This window comes from Cupriavidus sp. D39, from assembly GCF_026627925.1.
GTDB classification, from domain to species: Bacteria; Pseudomonadota; Gammaproteobacteria; order Burkholderiales; family Burkholderiaceae; genus Cupriavidus; species Cupriavidus ulmosensis.
Window position 1 is genome coordinate 721,087 of record NZ_JAPNLE010000007.1, and the last position, 14,795, is coordinate 735,881.

The window sequence follows — 14,795 nt, forward strand, 5'->3', positions numbered from 1 at the left end:
GGATCGGGTCGCATTCACCAACGCCGACAGAACTAAAGGGCCTTGACCTTGCAAGCGTCGGCTTTGCACATATCAAGGCCATAACTGAAACCGGCGGCACTCCGCTTGGCGAAGCCGAGATCGAGTTTGCCGATCAGCCGCTCACTGCGGAATCCTTAAATCTTCCGGGGTGGGGCTACCATGTTCCAGTCCGTATCGCACCGCCTGATCGCTGTGAGCCATACGACCCCGCTTTGGCTCGACAAGCTCAAAGGTGAATGACCGCTCAGGGTCGAGAAAAAAGTGGCGCTGTTGGCACATTTACGATCTATGAATTGTTGTCAGCATGGTGTAGTGAAACGATATTAACCCTTTCCTTAGTTCAAAACTGATCAATTGGGAGATGAAAATGACGAATCGATTTGGCTTACTGCTGATTGCCTTGGCATGGTCTACGCTAGTACATGCTGGTCCCAAGGAAGACGCGCTCGCTGCATACGACAAGTTCTTCACGCTGTTCACCACCGATAACCAGAATCAACTGGCAGCGCTGTTTGCGCCGGATGCTATGGTCTATGGCACCAGTTCTGTCGAGGTCATCACAACGCCAGACGCCTCTATCAAATATTTTGCGGGAGCCTTGTCCGGGGCGCGCGGGGAGACCAAGGCGACGCCATTCGGGAGAACCGCGTTGCAGCTATCGGACAGCGTCGTAGTGATCTCGGGAAAATGGCAGTCAGAGAGAACGCTGAACGGCAAGATGATGACGGCCGGGCCATCACGACTCACCGTTGTAATGCAAAAGCGCGGTGAGAAATGGCTGATCGTTCAGTTTCATAGCTCGGCCACTCCACAGGCAGCCCCCTGAAGCCATCTCGTTATACAGAACTCATGAGTCCTCCCGCAGCGCCTGAATCATGAAGGCGGCATCCGGTTCAGCCCACTAAGGCGCGCTCACCCGTAGGACCGGAAGCGAGAGCCTTCATCGCTCCATCGAGCTCGGCCGTCAGCTGCAGCGCTGCTGTCTTGCCGACGGGTGTGCCTTCCGGCGTCACGAGTGGAGCACCAAAGGTGATGCGGATAACTGGCCTGCGCAGCAGGTGGGCCAAGCGGAATCGATCAGGGCCATCGTAATGCGCCGGGACGATTTGGCCTTTGGCCCGCACAGCGATTGTCGCTGCGCCTCGTTTTGCATCGACATTGTCGCTGCTGCGCGTCCCGCCAGGAAAAACCAGAACCAGATCACCCTGCTCAACGATTGAAACAGCGTGCTTGATACTGGAGGCCGAGGGGCGTCCTCGCTCGATCGGGAACCCGCCACCAGAACGGACAAACCAACTGCTGATCGGATTGTCGAAGAGCTCCTTCTTGGCCATCTGATGCAGAGTGCGTGGCAGGACCGCGTAGCCGATCCATAGTGGATCCATCCAGCCCACGTGTTGCATACGATGACTTTGCCGACCGGGCCGCCAAGATGCTCGGCTCCGGCCACTGTCACCTTGCCAACGACCGACAGCAGGCGCTTTAGTACACGAAGGAAGAGTGGCGGATTCCGGTTACCTGAGCGGAATTTGGAGTTGTTCATAGTGTGTATTGGAGGCACTGGCGCCTGGTGCACGCTGCGTTGGCTTGGGCAAGAACGTGCGCAGGAGAAGCCGCAAGGAATCGCATTCTGGCCTAGCGCAAGGTAGCAGTTGGGTACAGTGGAGGGAGCGTGAAAGCTGGCTGGGACGGCGAGAATGCCAAGCAGACAGGTATCGCACAGCGCAGCGGAAATGTACCACCAAATTTCACGATTTCAATTGTATTCCAACGGGTCCTAACCGGAGTAAGGGGCTCACGAAGGCCGTTCTCGACGATGGATTGAGTGGCGGGTAATTTGGTGCCCACCAAATTATGGTGGGCACCAAAGTGGACAAAACATTGAGTGGGCGTGTTGCAGGAGGCCGATACAAGCGGCCGAATTTTCCTGTCGAATTCAAGCGGGAGTTGGTGGAGCAGACGCTCGAGCCAGGGGCATCGGTAGCATTGATAGCCCGGCAGAGCGATGTCAACGCGAATCTGCTGTTCAAATGGCGGCGCCTATATCTGGCTGGGGCGTACGGTCCACCATCGGTTGTCGAGCAGCGGAACCCGGAGCCGGACAGCACAGCGTCCTTGCTGCCAGTCAGCGTTATTGCCGAGATGCCTGTGCCGGCGGTGAATGCGCCGATTCGAGAAGCGACGCCGGGGCCAGAGAACAGTTGCGAGGTTGAATTTGATCGAGCCCTCCTACGCATTCGCGGGGACGTTCCAGCGGCGGTGCTGCGGCTGCTCATTCGGGAGTTGTCGCGATGATGGCGCTGCCGGCGGGCACGCGCATCTGGATTGCTGCTGGCGTTACCGACATGCGTTGCGGGTTCCAAGGCCTGGCGGCCAAGGTGCAGGCGACGCTGGAGGATAACCCGTTCGGTGGTGACCTCTTTATCTTCCGGGGGCGCCGCGGTGACACATTGAAGTTGCTCTGGGCCACTGGCGACGGGCTTTGCATGTTTGTGAAGCGGTTGGAAGCTGGGCGTTTCGTCTGGCCACAAGCCGATGGCGGCAAAATCCACCTGACCCAGGCGCAATTGTCGATGCTCCTCGAAGGGATTGACTGGAGACAGCCCCGCCACACAAATAGGCGGCTTGCCATATTGTAAACCGTCAGGGACGTGCGTAAACTGCGGCACATGCTTGATGGCGCCCTTCCCGACGATATCGATGTGCTCAAAGTGCTGCTGCTTGAGGCCCGCGCTTTGCTGCTCGAAGCCAACGCTTCGATTACGCAGATGCAGCAGGACATGGCCGAGCGGGATCTGGAGATCGAACTCGGCCAGCTCTGGCCGCTGGGTTGGGCAGTGCGAGGCATTGTTCGATCCGCTGACCAAAGCGCTGCGTCGCTATACGATGGCAGCCACCAAGCTCCATGCGGATGACACGCCGATCCCTGTGCTGTCGCCTGGCAAAAAGAAGACGAAGACTGGGAGGCTGTGGGTCTATGTACGCGATGAGCGCCGCTCGGGATCGCAGGAGCCGCCGGCAGTATGGTTTGCGTATTCGCAGAACCGACAGGGCGTTCATCCGCAAAGCCATCTGGCCGGCTTCAAGGGGATTCTCCAGGCGGATGCCTACGCTGGCTTCAACGAACTGTTCAAAGACGGATCGATCCGTGAGGCTGCCTGCATGGCCCACGCCAGGAGGAAGCTGTATGACATCCACGTGAGAACGCCGTCCGACACGACAATGAAGGCGCTGGACTACATCGGCGAGCTTTACGCGATCGAGGCAAGCATCCGCGGCAAGCCGCCGAGCGAGCGACTGCGCGTGCGTCAGGAGAAATCCAAGCCCTTGCTGGAAGCCTATGGTGCCTGGCTCAGTGCCAAACTTGAGACGCTGTCGGCGAAATCGGAGACCGCCAAGGCGATCAACTACTCGCTCAACCAATGGGCCGCACTGACGCTGTACTGCGAAGACGGCTCGGTGGAAATAGACAACAACGTAGCCGAGAACGCGCTGCGTTGTGTAAGCCTTGGACGAAAAAATTTCCTCTTTGCCGAATCCGACAGCGGTGGCGAACGGGCTGCCGCCATGTACTCATTGATTGGGACCTGCAAACTCAATGGCATCGATCCGCGTGCCTACCTGACTTACGTCCTGACCCATATCGCCGACCACAAGATCAATCGTATTGACGAATTGCTACCTTGGCGTGTCGCTGAAAAGCTGAAAGCTCCGGCATAGGCTTCAGCACGGCCGCCCGAAATCGTTGGCCGTCTCCGATCCGTGGATAAGCCATGCCCACCGTACCGCATCGTGCCTCACGCGCGCGCCAAAACACCAACGGCCTTCGTGAGTCGCTTACTTCGGAAAGCTGCGCGCCCATGTCTCTCTCCCATCGTTTCAGAGGATCGTAGCATGACAAAAGTACGCCCCATCCTCTTCAGCGGCGCCATGGTATGCGCCAGGAGGCCATATTGATCCACTCAAAAATCGTCGCTACTGAGCACGATGGGATCGAGCGAAGGATTCACCAACCACTTAAGGTGGGCCGCTTCCTTGATCCGATCTCGATGCTTGTCGAAGATCTCCCCGAGGTCGCCAATATGGCCACCGGCCAGTTCATCAAGAGCCGAGCGCGAAATATAGCCTTTACTTTTGGCTCCATCCGCCTCGATGGTGAAGTACACCCGCTCCCCGTCGTCGGACGGCTTCGGCGAATGTATCGAGAAGGAATTTGGCATTTTCAACTCCTTTGGCTTGATGAAGGAATCGTAGCATGAGCGTGTTAGGTTCCTGAAGAGACGGCTTCCGCTGCTGATAATGGCTTGCGAGGCGTACCCAACGACAGTAGCGGATTCTTAGAAATCTCTGCCTTGAGCAACGGTCCGATAACGCGCCGGCAGAATCGGACTGGATCCAGGCCTGTCGCTATTGACGTCAGCCAACTCTCATATATCCGACCTACAATGATAGTTCGCCCCTGTGCATTCCACTGCAAGAGGGATCCTTTGAGTCACTAACCGGAGTCCCATATGACCGTCAGGTTCAAATGTTGGTCCGAAGACGGCGAGGAAGTCATCAACGTACCAAAGTCTCAGCTAATCTCGGAGTTCGCACCCCACACGACATTGCCCGCAGTCCCGAGACAGGCAAAAGACATCGGAGAAAAATCCGTCGAATGGACGATGCCGGACGACCCAGATCGGTTTGGCGATTACGCGTAGCACTACGCCGAAGCGCCCAGAACAAACAGCCCGCGCAGCGAACTGTGCGGGCCCCGCGGTCTCCGGGCGACGCGTCCGCACCGACCACATCCCAGAGAACCCCTCATTCCGACATTCGCGGAAACGCCTGCGCATTGCCGCCAATCAGCCGGCCGATAATGGTTCCCTGCCAAAGATCCGTGTAAGCCCTTTTGAGCGCCATCCCGCAGCAGCGGCAGCGGCAGAACTCCACCAACGATCAATTGCGCGACCTGGCCGCGGCCGAGCGACGCCGACGCGCGATCCAATGGAAGAGCAAGGCGATTTTGCCGTCTGGATGTCCTCCACCACATCCCTGTCCGGTTTTTCCGCAGAGCTTCGTCAGTTCCAAATGGAGCGGCAACTCGCACAGCACGTCACGCATCCCAAGAACGTGGCGGGTAAAGACTTCGACCCTGTGAAGGCCTGCATCGGCTATGAGGCTCAGCCGCACGCGTCTTTGTATGAGGCATTTCTTGGGTGTCCGTGCTCACCCTTCGGCCCATACCAACAGTTCGCGAAGTTCGGCCTCGACATGGCTCGGGCGCATCGTCTGGCAGCGGCGGGCAACTTGGATTCAGGATCCGCACCTCCGCACCAATTGCCCGAGCAGCCGCGCGGTCACAACCTGATCGATCGGGCCAACGTCGAGACCACGATCACCAATCCTGAGCTGGGTGACCGCTAGCCACACGTCTTCGACCGTTCGGCGAGCGGAGGCTGGATGGCGACTCGTCGGTCTTTTCGGACCTACACGTCCGACCGACAGTGGCCATCTGTGAACGTCCGCTTGTTCAGGTCGGGAACCCGAGACGGCTCTGCGTCCTTGCGCGTGAAAACAGAAATCTTTGTCGGAGGTAGAGAGGGAGTTCGTTGAGATGCCGCGACGCGGGCGCGTCGCAGACCAAAATTGCTTGCGGTCGTATCAGACGGCACCTTTGCGTGGGCGACGGACGGCGCGCCGTTGCGCTGAAAATAAGAACGCCCCCAGCAGAGAGTACCGTTGGGGGCCGTCAGGATGCGGTCGGGGAGCCAAAGAGTCTTCTCTCCAGACTTAATTCCGCGGACTACTCAATGTCTCGCTTGATATGGCCACCATCAGTGAATGCATCGCGCCGGTCTGTGATTCTCGCTCCATCAGTGAATAGATCACGGCGGTCCGTGACTCTCGCGCCATCGGTAAAAACGTCAAACCTTGAGGATCTAGCTCCATCGCCGTAGACATCGAACTTCGTTGCTTTCCCTCCATCGGTATAGGGGTCACGAGGCCCCGCCGTGTTAGCGCCATCAGTGTAAATGTCCCGCATGCCGTTGCCTGCATAGGCCACTGCGGCACCAAGCGCTGCTCCTGTCACCGCGAGCAGTGCAATTTTCTTCAGCATTATCCACCTCCTTTTTCAGGTGGTTATTTCGTTTTCCCCGGGGCCAGTAAAGTTCGCCTTGAGTATAGGCTGCCTGATCGGCTTGTGCGGTGCACAAACTCACACATTTGTTATTGCGCTTATGACTTATCGATCTTTGCAGCGAAATTCGGAGGCAATCGACGTAGGCCGCTCAAAGCTCGCCTCCACCCTACTTGGAGAAAACCCCCAAACAAAGGAAATCTCAATGCTCGACGAACCATTACCCGGCCTGCATCCGGCGGACGGTGAAGCCCTGTTCGTGCATTGCAGCGCTTGAAGGCAGGGGGCAACTCGCTGTTCGTCGTCGAACATGATATGCAGATGATGCGCTGCGCCGACTGGCTGGTCGACGCCAGACCCGCCGCCGGGGAAACAGGCGGGCGCGTGATCTATAGCGGCTCGCCCAAAGGACTGGCTACGGAAGACGATGCCCACCACGCAGGAGCGCCAGCCCCCGTACAACCGGTATCAGGGTGATGCCCTGCATAAACCCAATCCGTGCGTAGCCCCCATCGAGAGCGGGCCCTACTAGGCCATCAAGCTGGTTGTCGGCGACATCGGTACGTTCGCAGGATTGGTGACGAACGAGAAGGAGATCCACATGAATCAAGATGGCTCCATCGTCGCGCCCGTCTCGTGTTCCGGGGCGAGAAAGGACATGCATCGTTTGCCGCGGCGATGCACTTCTGCCATGTCGTTCGTTAGTGCACTCGGCTGGGGTACGCATGCGCCGGTGTTGCAGATCGCTAATTCTGCGAATGGTGCGCACTAATACTGCGAACGTGGCGTGCCAAGGAGGCTTCGGAACGACTCGCGATCCCGCGCGTACTGTTTCCTGCATTCAGGTCGCTAGCCACCAGCGTATGCCGGCTCGGTCCACGCACGCCGTCGCCCAGCGACAGCTTCCAGCCCTTCTCGCCCGGGTCGAAGGCCATATACAGCCAGCCGGTGATCGTCGTATTCTGCCCCTGAAGGGCTGTGTCAGGCGTGTTCATTTGCGTGCTCCTGAGAAACGAGACTGCGAATCTTCGTTTTACTCCAGGGGCTTAGCCTCCGCGGCCCTTCATAGTATCTCAAGCCTAATCCACGCCGCTTGAGGTGCGGCAGGTCAATACATTCTGTCTAGATCACATCAAGCCGATACACAATCGCATCGGCAAATTGGCGGGTAGATGCCGTCCCCTTAAGATCACCGCTCCGAACGTGGTCCTCGTTAAGGGTTCCTGTGATCGCCGCCCGCAGTCGCTGGGCGAGATCATGCCGGCCGATATGTTCAAGCATCAGGCCTGCAGCAAGCATCAAGGAAATCGGATTGGCGATGCCCTTGCCGGCAATGTCCGGCGCCGATCCGTGCACCGCTTCGAATATCGCCGTGTCGTCGCCGACATTTGCGCCGGGGGCCATGCCAAGCCCGCCAACCAGGCCTGCCAACTGATCCGAAAGAATGTCGCCGAACAGATTGGTGCATAACAGCATGTCGAACTGCCAGGGATTAAGCACCAGCTGCATGGCGCAGGCATCGACGATCATGTCGTTCATCTGCACTTTATTTTCGTATTCTCTCGCTACTTCTCTAGCCGCCTCGAGGAAGATGCCGGTCAGCGCCTTGAGGATATTGGCCTTGTGCACCACGGTGATTTTCTTGCGGCCGTTCTTTACGGCATATTCAAAGGCAAAACGGGCAATCCGTTTACAGGCGTCGCGGGTATTGACCCCGGTAGAGACTGCAACTGCGCGCGGATCGTCGCCGACCGGAACATAGTATTCATGCGCCACATAGAATCCGCCTATGTTTTCCCGCACCAGCACCACGTCAATGTTCTCGTAGCGGCCGGGCACAATCGTCATCGCGGGCCTGACATTGGCATACAGCTGGAACTCTTCGCGAAGGCGAACGTTGGAGGACCTGAAGCCTTCGCCTATCGGCGTGGTCAATGGACCTTTCAAAGCCAGTTTGTTCTTGCGGATGCTGGCCAGCGTTGCCTCCGGTAACGGGTCGCCGCTGCTGTTGACGCCAGCCATTCCCGCCTGCTGCACATCCCACGAGAAGGGAGAACCCAATGCGTCCAACACCTGGACCGTGGCCTCGACTACCTCCGGACCGATGCCATCGCCGGGAATCAGCGTTGCCGGGATTTTATGAATTATTGTATTTTTCATGGTATCTTTTCTATAACTCTCTAATAAAATACACTGGACAATATGATTGAGACAGATGGCGGAAAACCTGAATTCAATCACCTGAAAACCTTTCTTCAGGCACTCATTTCAACTGGGCCATGGCAATCAGGGTGAGTGTTACGGTAATCGCGCCGCCAATGCGTGTCGCAATCTGTGCAAACGGCATCATTTGCATACGATTCGCTGCCGTCAAAATCGCTACGTCGCCGGTACCTCCCTGGCCGCTGTGGCAGGCATTTAAAATTGCCGTTTCAATCGGATACAGATTCAGCCGTCGACCGACCATGAAGCCTGTCGCCATCAACGTCGCAACAGTCGATACGATAGTAATGAGATTGAGGACATTGAATGCGGACACCAGTTTGTCCCAGGGCGTCATGGATACACCGATGGCAAACAGCAACGGATAAGTTACAGCCGTGGAAAAGAATTTGTAGACAACGAAAGAGCCTTGTTGCAACTGCGGCGACACGGCGCGTGACAGCTTGAGAATCACGGCAATAAACAGCATGGCGACGGGCGCCGGAAAGTCAAACAGCTTGCAACACATCAATCCAAACATATACAGCGAGATCGCCGTAATGCCTGCGGCCGCAATATGACCGATATCCGTATTACCGGGCCCTTCTTCCTCCGCCGGATGCATTTCGTCATGTTCGCCCGGCTGCAGCCGGCCCTCGCCAGTGAGGTGCGGGTATTTCTTACCCACAAAATTCAGCACACCGGCCAGCATGATTGCGGTCAGGCTGCCGAGCATTACAGGGGGCAAGACCTGCGCAAAGACGTCTCCTTGCGCCTGATGCAATATTCCGGAATAGCCAATTGATAATGGAATGGCGCCCTCGCCAACACCGCCGGCCATGATCGGAACGACGATGTAGAAAAAGGTATGGTAAGCGCCCAAGCCAAGTAGGGTGCCGACGGCCGTGCCGACAACAGCGGCCGCGACAGAACCGGCGGCAAGCGGCACAAAGATCTTGATGAAGCCTTTGATGAGAACCGTTCTATCCATGCTCAAGATACTGCCGACAATTATCGAAGCAATGAATAAATAAAGAAAATTGGTCGACTTGGTGAAGTCGACCACGTTCTTTAAAACCATGCCAGGTAATAAATGCTTGAATGCCAGGTAAGAAGGAATGAAGGTCGCAAAAATCGCCGCGGCACCTATGTTGCGCATAACAGGAAGTCGCTTGCCCAATTCTGCGCAAGAAAAACCACCCACCGCCAGCAACGCAATCGATACCGAAATATCGGACGGCACTTTTCCGGTGGAGATAAATCCGGTTATCAATGCAAGCAACAGCAAGTACACCGGTAACGGTATAATGCCAATTCGCATTTCCATCAACCTCCACCATCCATTTGGCCATAATTTTTCTGTTGTTTTTTTCTCAATCGGCAATATATACTCAGAAGGCATTGATTTCATTGGCTTCTCCTTTGATCCTAATTTTAAATTAACGACAGACCCGTGATAAGGCGCATTTAAATGCCAAATTTCATGAACGAATGCGGTCACGGAATTACGGCTAAGTTGCAACGCGGGCAGGCATGCTATGCGCAACTATTTGCGCAGAATCTGTCTTTTTGGCGTTCGATCAAGAGCGTCGAACATGCAGATTGGAGGCTGAGTGCAGATCACTGAGTGTCTTTATCGCACTCTCGATCATGCGGACATCGATCCGCGCTGCTCCGCCAGATCCAGTTATTTCTCTTTGAAATAACCAAACCGGCCAGTCTGATTTTCAGACAAATGAATTATCTCGGCGATGCCGCAGTTGAAGCTGATTTTTTTGATGAGTCGGCAGCATGACTTGATCGGACGCATTGACAACGGTACCAGTTGGTTTCGCCGGTATTACGGGCCGAATTCATTGAACGCAAAGAATTATTCATTGATTTTTGTCTCCATCATTTTATGATTGTGATCTACCACCAAGCACATGGGGCTGCGACCTTCTTCAATTATTTATCTGAACGCGCAGGTTTGACAGGTAAAAATCACGTAATGCTCGAATAGGGTTGGTTGCGGACTTACATCCGGCCTAGTGCAGGTCAAGCCTGCGGTCCCGATGGAATTCGCCAAGAACGTCCCTCGTCCTTTCAGCGTGCTCAAGGCACTAGTAATCGACAGGGTGTCGTTCTTGCGGTCCAACCTGTCTTGCCATCACTGTCACATTTACCCGTGCAACCTTCTGGTCGAATTCAATAATCTTGTTCGCAAGGCGCAACCGGCCTAGCGCGGAACCCGCCATTTGCCTGGCCCTCTCGGCTTTCCTCAACTCGTGGTTCCTTATATACGGCTCATTGCCCATCAGTGCGGTCCACGCGATTCGTGCCGCATTGTTGGCCAACGCCACCACCGTCACGTTGGTCGGGCGTCGGCGCGCCAGCTGTTCGCACCGCGCCCCCTTGTCCTTGGCCCGGAACAGGACCGCCATGGCACCGTGGATCAGCAGCATGCGCAGATTGCAGTCGCCGCGCTTGCTGACGGCGCCCAGACGCACCTTGCCCCCAGTGCCGCGCTGACGCGGCACCAGGCCGACAGTTGCCGCCCCAATTGGAAGGCCTGCGCATCGCCGATCGTCGCTAGCAGCGCCGCGGCCGTGAGCATGCCGATCCCCGGGATTGCATTCTAGAGCGGCCTAGCTTTCATCCAGCTGTCAATTTGCGTTATTTAATTTGCTGTCCGAGGAGTGGCCCCAGAAAGCGGACAATGTTGCACGCTAAGCTTTCGAGAACCCCGCCAGGAGCTGGCTTCCGGGCAGCAAAGGCCTGATCCATCTGGCGTGCTCGCTTGACTTCATCACTTTGGAGATAGATCTATGTGGTGGCCACCGACGCATGGCGGCAGGCGCGAGTACAGCGCCGAATTCAAGACGACGGTACTCGAACAGATCCGCCAGGAGGGTGCATAGGCCTGAACCCGAACATGGTGCACCGATGGATGCGCGAAGGCCGTCAGCGCCAGATGCTGGCAACGCTGGAGAACGGCAACGCGTTTGTACCGCTGCATGTGCTGCCCTCGCCCGCGGCCGGGGAACCTGCTGACGCAGACTGATGCGAGACGCCGGCGGCGGCCACGCCCGAGGTAATACACATTGAGATTCAACGCGCAGCCGCCACGCTGATCGTGCACTGGCCACTGTCGGCGGCGCAGCAATGTGCCCATTTGCTAAGGGACTGGCTGCGATCGAGTTGTGGCTAGCCGTCGAGCCCATCGACATGCGTGCCGGGACCGAGCGGCTGCTGGCGCGTGTGGTGCAAGTCTTCGGCGCGGCCCATTCTCACCACGCTCGCGTCTGAAACGCAGGGGGCTCATTCCAAGCAGCGAAAACCTTCACGCAGCTTTCGCCACTCAGGGAATATCCCGATACGGCACGGCGCCCGCCTCCGGGCGGGCAGTGGTAAAAGGAGGCTCCGGTAACAGTAGGTCCTCAGCAGAGCGGTCCATGAAGGTATTGCTGATCGAAGACAACGCTTCGCTCATCCACTGGCTCGCCAGGCTGCTGAAGGATGAGCGCTTCATGGTCGACACCGCGCTGGACGGAGAGTACGCCGATCGGCTGCTGCAGACGCAGAGCTATGACGTGGTGCTGCTCGACCTGCAGATCCCGCGGCTGGCCGGCAAGAGCGTGTTGCGCCGGCTGCGCTCGCGCCGCAACAACGTACCCGTGCTGGTGGTGACCGCAAGCGCATCGGTCGACGAGAAGGTGGAGTGCCTGGGCCTTGGCGCCGACGACTACCTCGTCAAGCCTTTCGAAGTGCGGGAACTGGTCGCGCGCATCAAAGCCCTGGCCCGGCGGCAGACCGGAGAGAAGCAAGCCGAACTGGCTTGCGGCGACCTCACCTACAACACCGACACGCGGCGGTTCTACGTTGCAGGAGAGCTGCTTTCGTTGCGGCTGAAAGAGCACACCGCACTGGAAATCTTGATGATGCGGCTGGGCAAGACCGTGTCCAAGGCAAGCCTCATGTCGGGCGTGTACTCGCTCGACGAGGACGCCAGCGAGGATGCCATCGAAATATATATCCACCGCATCCGCAAGAAACTCGAGGGCTGCCAGGCCACCATCATGACGCTGCGCGGCCTCGGTTACCTGCTGCAGCAAAGGCAATGATCCACAGCCTGCGAGTACGGCTGCTGATGTGGCTGCTGGTGCCGCTGACGGTATTTATCGGCCTCAGCAGCTACGCGTCTTACCTGAGCGCGGCCGATACCGCCAACCGCTTGCAGGATCGCGCGCTGCAGGCCTCGGCCGACGCCATCGCGGGCCAAATCGGCTGGGCGGACGGCCGCCTCACGGTGCAGGTGCCGCCGTCGGCGCTGTCCTCGTTCGATTCGCCCTACACCGACCACGTCTACTACAACGTGGTCGACGACCGCGGCCGCATCCTCGCCGGCAATCCCGGTTTCGATCAGCATCTGATGACTGGCGCCTCCAATCCGGTGTTCTACGTTTCGCAGTTCCAGGCGCAGCGGGTGCGGGTGGTGCAAACTTCGCGCACCATGTTCGATTCTGGACAGGCGCGCAAGGTCACCGTCACCGTCGGGCAGACGCTGATCGGCAACCACGAGCTGGTACGCACCTTGCGCATGCCGGCGCTGCTGCGCGAAGTGGTGATGCTGGTGCTTGCGGTCGCGCTGGTGGTGGTAGGCCTCACAGTGGAACTGCGCCCGCTGCTGCGCGTGAAGGACGAGGTGGCAGGACGCGACCCGATGGATCTGGTGCCGGTGACGGTATCCGACCTGCCGCAGGAACTGCGGCCCATCGTCGAAGCCATCAACCAATGCATCCGCCGCCTGAACGAATATGTGCGCCAGCAAAAATGCTTTATCGCCGATGCAGCGCACCAAATCCGCACCCCGCTCGCGGTGCTGGGCGCGCAGCTACAGTTCGCCGCCCGGATGGACGACGCCACCAGGCTGGGCGAGATCCTTGGCTCGATGGAGACCAGCACGCAGGCCCTGACCAACCTGGCCAACAAGCTGCTGCTGCTGTCGCAGGCCGAGGCTGCGGCTGCGAACAGCTCAGGCGCAGCACAACCGGTCGCTGACCTGGTGCCGGTGGTGACCGCCGCGCTGGAGGATATGGTGGTGCTGGCCCAGCGCAAGGGCATCGACCTGGGCGCCGAGCTGGCGGCCGACAGCGTCACGGTGGGGGTCAATGAGTGGATGATGGCCGCGGTGGTATCCAACCTGGTGGACAACGCGATCCGCTACACGCCCGAGCATGGCCAGGTCACCGTGGCGCTGGCGCGCGAAGCGGGCTGCGCCATCCTCGCAGTGAGCGACAACGGGCCCGGTATTCCCGCCGAAGCGCGGCCCAAGGTGTTCGACCGTTTCTATCGCAATGCGCTGCCGAACCAGGAAGGCAGCGGTCTGGGGCTTGCCATCGTCAAGGAGATCGTGCTGGCCGCCCAAGGCCAGGTGGGCCTGAGCGCGGGCATCGGCGGACGCGGCGTGACCCTGACGGTGCGCCTGCCACTGGCCCCCTGAACCCTGGTGGGCCAGGCCAGCCGCACAGAGCTAGCCCCCACAGCGCACGCCATTCGCAAGACATGCCAGTATGACCCTGCCCCACATTCAGTACAGCAGGATATCTTCAATTTTCAGGCTGAACGTAGAATGTGAGGAAAGGTCTTCCGGGTGGAACCTTGCAATGACATAGCGCCCGCAAGGACGCCAGATCGGGCGTATTGATACCGAGTTCCGTGCCGAGATGGCGAAGCAGTACTGGTGGCAGGATCCTGAAAGCGTCCCATGCACGATGATCAGTCGATGCTGATACAGCCACTGGCAGGGCATACGACAGCAGTCGCTCCCGATCGGCGCAATGCAGCACTTCGTCGCGTAACGCCCGCGCTAGGGCCCCACGCTGATGTATCGTCATCCAACGAAACCCAGGCGTCTGGCAGACCAGCAGTTGATGGTCGGACAGGGTTCGCCCACGCGCATAGACCAATAGGCAGCCGCTCATGCGGATAAAGCCGATGTGCCGCGCCAGGTGCAGCTTCATCGTTGGGCCGCGCCGTCGCCCGATCAGTTCGTGCTCGGCCCGGCTGTGTGTGAAAGCTCCCCCGATATTCACTGCATGGCGGGAGGCAAAGCAGAGAGAGCGCGCCATCTGAAGCCTTGTCGCTGCCTGGCTGGCCCGCTACGCCGATACGCCCGCCACCTTGCAAACCTATCGGCGCGAGGTGGAGCGACTGCTGTTGCGGGCCGTGATGCAGCACGGAAAGCCGCTGTCGTCGCTCTGCTGCTGTACGAGAGCTTCCTAGCCGATCCGCAGCCGGCCTGGCGCTGGGTGTGGCGTCGCGCAAGAACTGGCGCGCGGCGCGCCCGAGTGACGGCCGTTTGCGGGGCCGCTCTCCCCGGTGAGCGCGTGCCGCACCATGGTGATCCTCAATGGCTTGCATTTGCCACCATCGCCTTAGATCGCCGCGCCCTTCCACTGCGCCGCCT

16 protein-coding genes and 2 pseudogenes are annotated in these 14,795 nt (G+C 58.4%); 9 read left to right on the forward strand and 9 right to left on the reverse strand.

What is annotated here, in order from left to right:
* Positions 1-388 precede the first annotated feature (388 nt).
* Entirely contained in the window at positions 389-847 is a 459-nt protein-coding gene (locus OMK73_RS10595) for a nuclear transport factor 2 family protein (RefSeq protein WP_267601988.1), read from the forward strand.
* A 67-nt stretch (positions 848-914) separates the two neighbouring features.
* On the opposite strand, the gene OMK73_RS10600 is transcribed toward OMK73_RS10595, so the two are convergent.
* On the reverse strand, positions 915-1,424 hold the full coding sequence (locus tag OMK73_RS10600; RefSeq protein ID WP_267601989.1) for a lysophospholipid acyltransferase family protein: 510 nt from the start codon (positions 1,422-1,424) through the stop codon (positions 915-917).
* Between the two features lie 451 nt (positions 1,425-1,875).
* On the opposite strand from OMK73_RS10600, the gene tnpA reads away from it, so the two are divergent.
* From tnpA to tnpC, 3 genes and pseudogenes are all read left to right on the forward strand, one after another.
* Positions 1,876-2,316: an IS66-like element accessory protein TnpA gene (tnpA, locus tag OMK73_RS10605; protein WP_267601990.1), complete on the forward strand. Its 441-nt coding sequence runs from the start codon at positions 1,876-1,878 to the stop codon at positions 2,314-2,316.
* Positions 2,313-2,660, forward strand: coding sequence for an IS66 family insertion sequence element accessory protein TnpB (gene tnpB / locus OMK73_RS10610; protein ID WP_267601991.1), 348 nt, complete (start codon positions 2,313-2,315; stop codon positions 2,658-2,660). The genes tnpA and tnpB overlap by 4 nt, the downstream gene beginning before the upstream one ends.
* A 169-nt stretch (positions 2,661-2,829) precedes the next feature.
* Positions 2,830-3,741, forward strand: a pseudogene (gene tnpC / locus OMK73_RS10620) (IS66 family transposase); the annotation flags it as partial.
* Positions 3,742-3,983: 242 nt separating this feature from the next.
* Here the strand turns inward: tnpC and OMK73_RS10625 are convergent.
* Positions 3,984-4,241, reverse strand: coding sequence for a DUF1488 family protein (locus tag OMK73_RS10625; RefSeq protein ID WP_267601993.1), 258 nt, complete (start codon positions 4,239-4,241; stop codon positions 3,984-3,986).
* Between the two features lie 769 nt (positions 4,242-5,010).
* Here OMK73_RS10625 and OMK73_RS39070 point away from each other — a divergent pair.
* Positions 5,011-5,430: a hypothetical protein gene (locus OMK73_RS39070; protein ID WP_267601994.1), complete on the forward strand. Its 420-nt coding sequence runs from the start codon at positions 5,011-5,013 to the stop codon at positions 5,428-5,430.
* 379 nt (positions 5,431-5,809) lie between these two features.
* On the opposite strand, the gene OMK73_RS10635 is transcribed toward OMK73_RS39070, so the two are convergent.
* The 6 genes and pseudogenes from OMK73_RS10635 to OMK73_RS39080 all read right to left on the reverse strand — a co-directional run.
* Complete coding sequence (locus tag OMK73_RS10635; protein ID WP_267601995.1) at positions 5,810-6,124, reverse strand: hypothetical protein; 315 nt, start codon at positions 6,122-6,124, stop codon at positions 5,810-5,812.
* A 767-nt stretch (positions 6,125-6,891) separates the two neighbouring features.
* Positions 6,892-7,140, reverse strand: coding sequence for a hypothetical protein (locus OMK73_RS10645; RefSeq protein ID WP_267601996.1), 249 nt, complete (start codon positions 7,138-7,140; stop codon positions 6,892-6,894).
* A gap of 127 nt (positions 7,141-7,267) precedes the next feature.
* On the reverse strand, positions 7,268-8,305 hold the full coding sequence (locus tag OMK73_RS10650; RefSeq protein WP_267602092.1) for an isocitrate/isopropylmalate dehydrogenase family protein: 1,038 nt from the start codon (positions 8,303-8,305) through the stop codon (positions 7,268-7,270).
* 103 nt (positions 8,306-8,408) lie between these two features.
* On the reverse strand, positions 8,409-9,758 hold the full coding sequence (locus OMK73_RS10655; RefSeq protein ID WP_324291705.1) for a 2-hydroxycarboxylate transporter family protein: 1,350 nt from the start codon (positions 9,756-9,758) through the stop codon (positions 8,409-8,411).
* 691 nt (positions 9,759-10,449) lie between these two features.
* Positions 10,450-10,791: a hypothetical protein gene (locus OMK73_RS39075; protein WP_420715518.1), complete on the reverse strand. Its 342-nt coding sequence runs from the start codon at positions 10,789-10,791 to the stop codon at positions 10,450-10,452.
* Positions 10,792-10,803: 12 nt separating this feature from the next.
* A pseudogene (locus tag OMK73_RS39080) lies at positions 10,804-10,943 on the reverse strand (transposase); the annotation flags it as partial.
* Positions 10,944-11,261: 318 nt separating this feature from the next.
* On the opposite strand from OMK73_RS39080, the gene OMK73_RS10665 reads away from it, so the two are divergent.
* The 4 genes from OMK73_RS10665 (at position 11,262) to OMK73_RS10680 (ending at position 13,829) form a co-directional block, all read left to right on the forward strand.
* A complete protein-coding gene (locus OMK73_RS10665) occupies positions 11,262-11,390 on the forward strand; it encodes a hypothetical protein (RefSeq protein WP_267601997.1) in 129 nt (42 codons plus the stop codon).
* A 101-nt stretch (positions 11,391-11,491) separates the two neighbouring features.
* Complete coding sequence (locus OMK73_RS10670) at positions 11,492-11,635, forward strand: hypothetical protein (protein WP_267601998.1); 144 nt, start codon at positions 11,492-11,494, stop codon at positions 11,633-11,635.
* Between the two features lie 146 nt (positions 11,636-11,781).
* Entirely contained in the window at positions 11,782-12,450 is a 669-nt protein-coding gene (locus OMK73_RS10675) for a response regulator (protein WP_267601999.1), read from the forward strand.
* The gene (locus tag OMK73_RS10680; protein ID WP_267602000.1) at positions 12,447-13,829 is read left to right on the forward strand and encodes a sensor histidine kinase; all 1,383 of its coding nucleotides are present in this window, start codon (positions 12,447-12,449) and stop codon (positions 13,827-13,829) included. The genes OMK73_RS10675 and OMK73_RS10680 overlap by 4 nt, the downstream gene beginning before the upstream one ends.
* Positions 13,830-13,935: 106 nt before the next feature.
* On the opposite strand, the gene OMK73_RS10685 is transcribed toward OMK73_RS10680, so the two are convergent.
* Positions 13,936-14,349, reverse strand: coding sequence for a hypothetical protein (locus OMK73_RS10685; protein WP_267602001.1), 414 nt, complete (start codon positions 14,347-14,349; stop codon positions 13,936-13,938).
* Between the last annotated feature and the right edge of the window lie 446 nt (positions 14,350-14,795).

Excerpts from the sequence above, each read along its gene's own strand:
- OMK73_RS10635 (WP_267601995.1), bottom strand. The coding sequence starts at position 6,124 with ATGCTGAAGAAAATTGCACTGCTCGCGGTGACAGGAGCAGCGCTTGGT.
- OMK73_RS10655 (WP_324291705.1), bottom strand. The coding sequence starts at position 9,758 with ATGAAATCAATGCCTTCTGAGTATATATTGCCGATTGAGAAAAAAACA.
- OMK73_RS10600 (WP_267601989.1), bottom strand. The coding sequence starts at position 1,424 with ATGCAACACGTGGGCTGGATGGATCCACTATGGATCGGCTACGCGGTC.
- OMK73_RS39075 (WP_420715518.1), bottom strand. The coding sequence starts at position 10,791 with ATGCTGCTGATCCACGGTGCCATGGCGGTCCTGTTCCGGGCCAAGGAC.
- tnpA (WP_267601990.1), top strand. The coding sequence starts at position 1,876 with ATGGTGGGCACCAAAGTGGACAAAACATTGAGTGGGCGTGTTGCAGGA.
- OMK73_RS10595 (WP_267601988.1), top strand. The coding sequence starts at position 389 with ATGACGAATCGATTTGGCTTACTGCTGATTGCCTTGGCATGGTCTACG.
- OMK73_RS10650 (WP_267602092.1), bottom strand. The coding sequence starts at position 8,305 with ATGAAAAATACAATAATTCATAAAATCCCGGCAACGCTGATTCCCGGC.
- OMK73_RS10625 (WP_267601993.1), bottom strand. The coding sequence starts at position 4,241 with ATGCCAAATTCCTTCTCGATACATTCGCCGAAGCCGTCCGACGACGGG.
- OMK73_RS10645 (WP_267601996.1), bottom strand. The coding sequence starts at position 7,140 with ATGAACACGCCTGACACAGCCCTTCAGGGGCAGAATACGACGATCACC.
- OMK73_RS10670 (WP_267601998.1), top strand. The coding sequence starts at position 11,492 with ATGTGCCCATTTGCTAAGGGACTGGCTGCGATCGAGTTGTGGCTAGCC.
- OMK73_RS39070 (WP_267601994.1), top strand. The coding sequence starts at position 5,011 with ATGGAAGAGCAAGGCGATTTTGCCGTCTGGATGTCCTCCACCACATCC.
- OMK73_RS10675 (WP_267601999.1), top strand. The coding sequence starts at position 11,782 with ATGAAGGTATTGCTGATCGAAGACAACGCTTCGCTCATCCACTGGCTC.
- OMK73_RS10685 (WP_267602001.1), bottom strand. The coding sequence starts at position 14,349 with ATGAAGCTGCACCTGGCGCGGCACATCGGCTTTATCCGCATGAGCGGC.
- OMK73_RS10665 (WP_267601997.1), top strand. The coding sequence starts at position 11,262 with ATGGTGCACCGATGGATGCGCGAAGGCCGTCAGCGCCAGATGCTGGCA.
- OMK73_RS10680 (WP_267602000.1), top strand. The coding sequence starts at position 12,447 with ATGATCCACAGCCTGCGAGTACGGCTGCTGATGTGGCTGCTGGTGCCG.
- tnpB (WP_267601991.1), top strand. The coding sequence starts at position 2,313 with ATGATGGCGCTGCCGGCGGGCACGCGCATCTGGATTGCTGCTGGCGTT.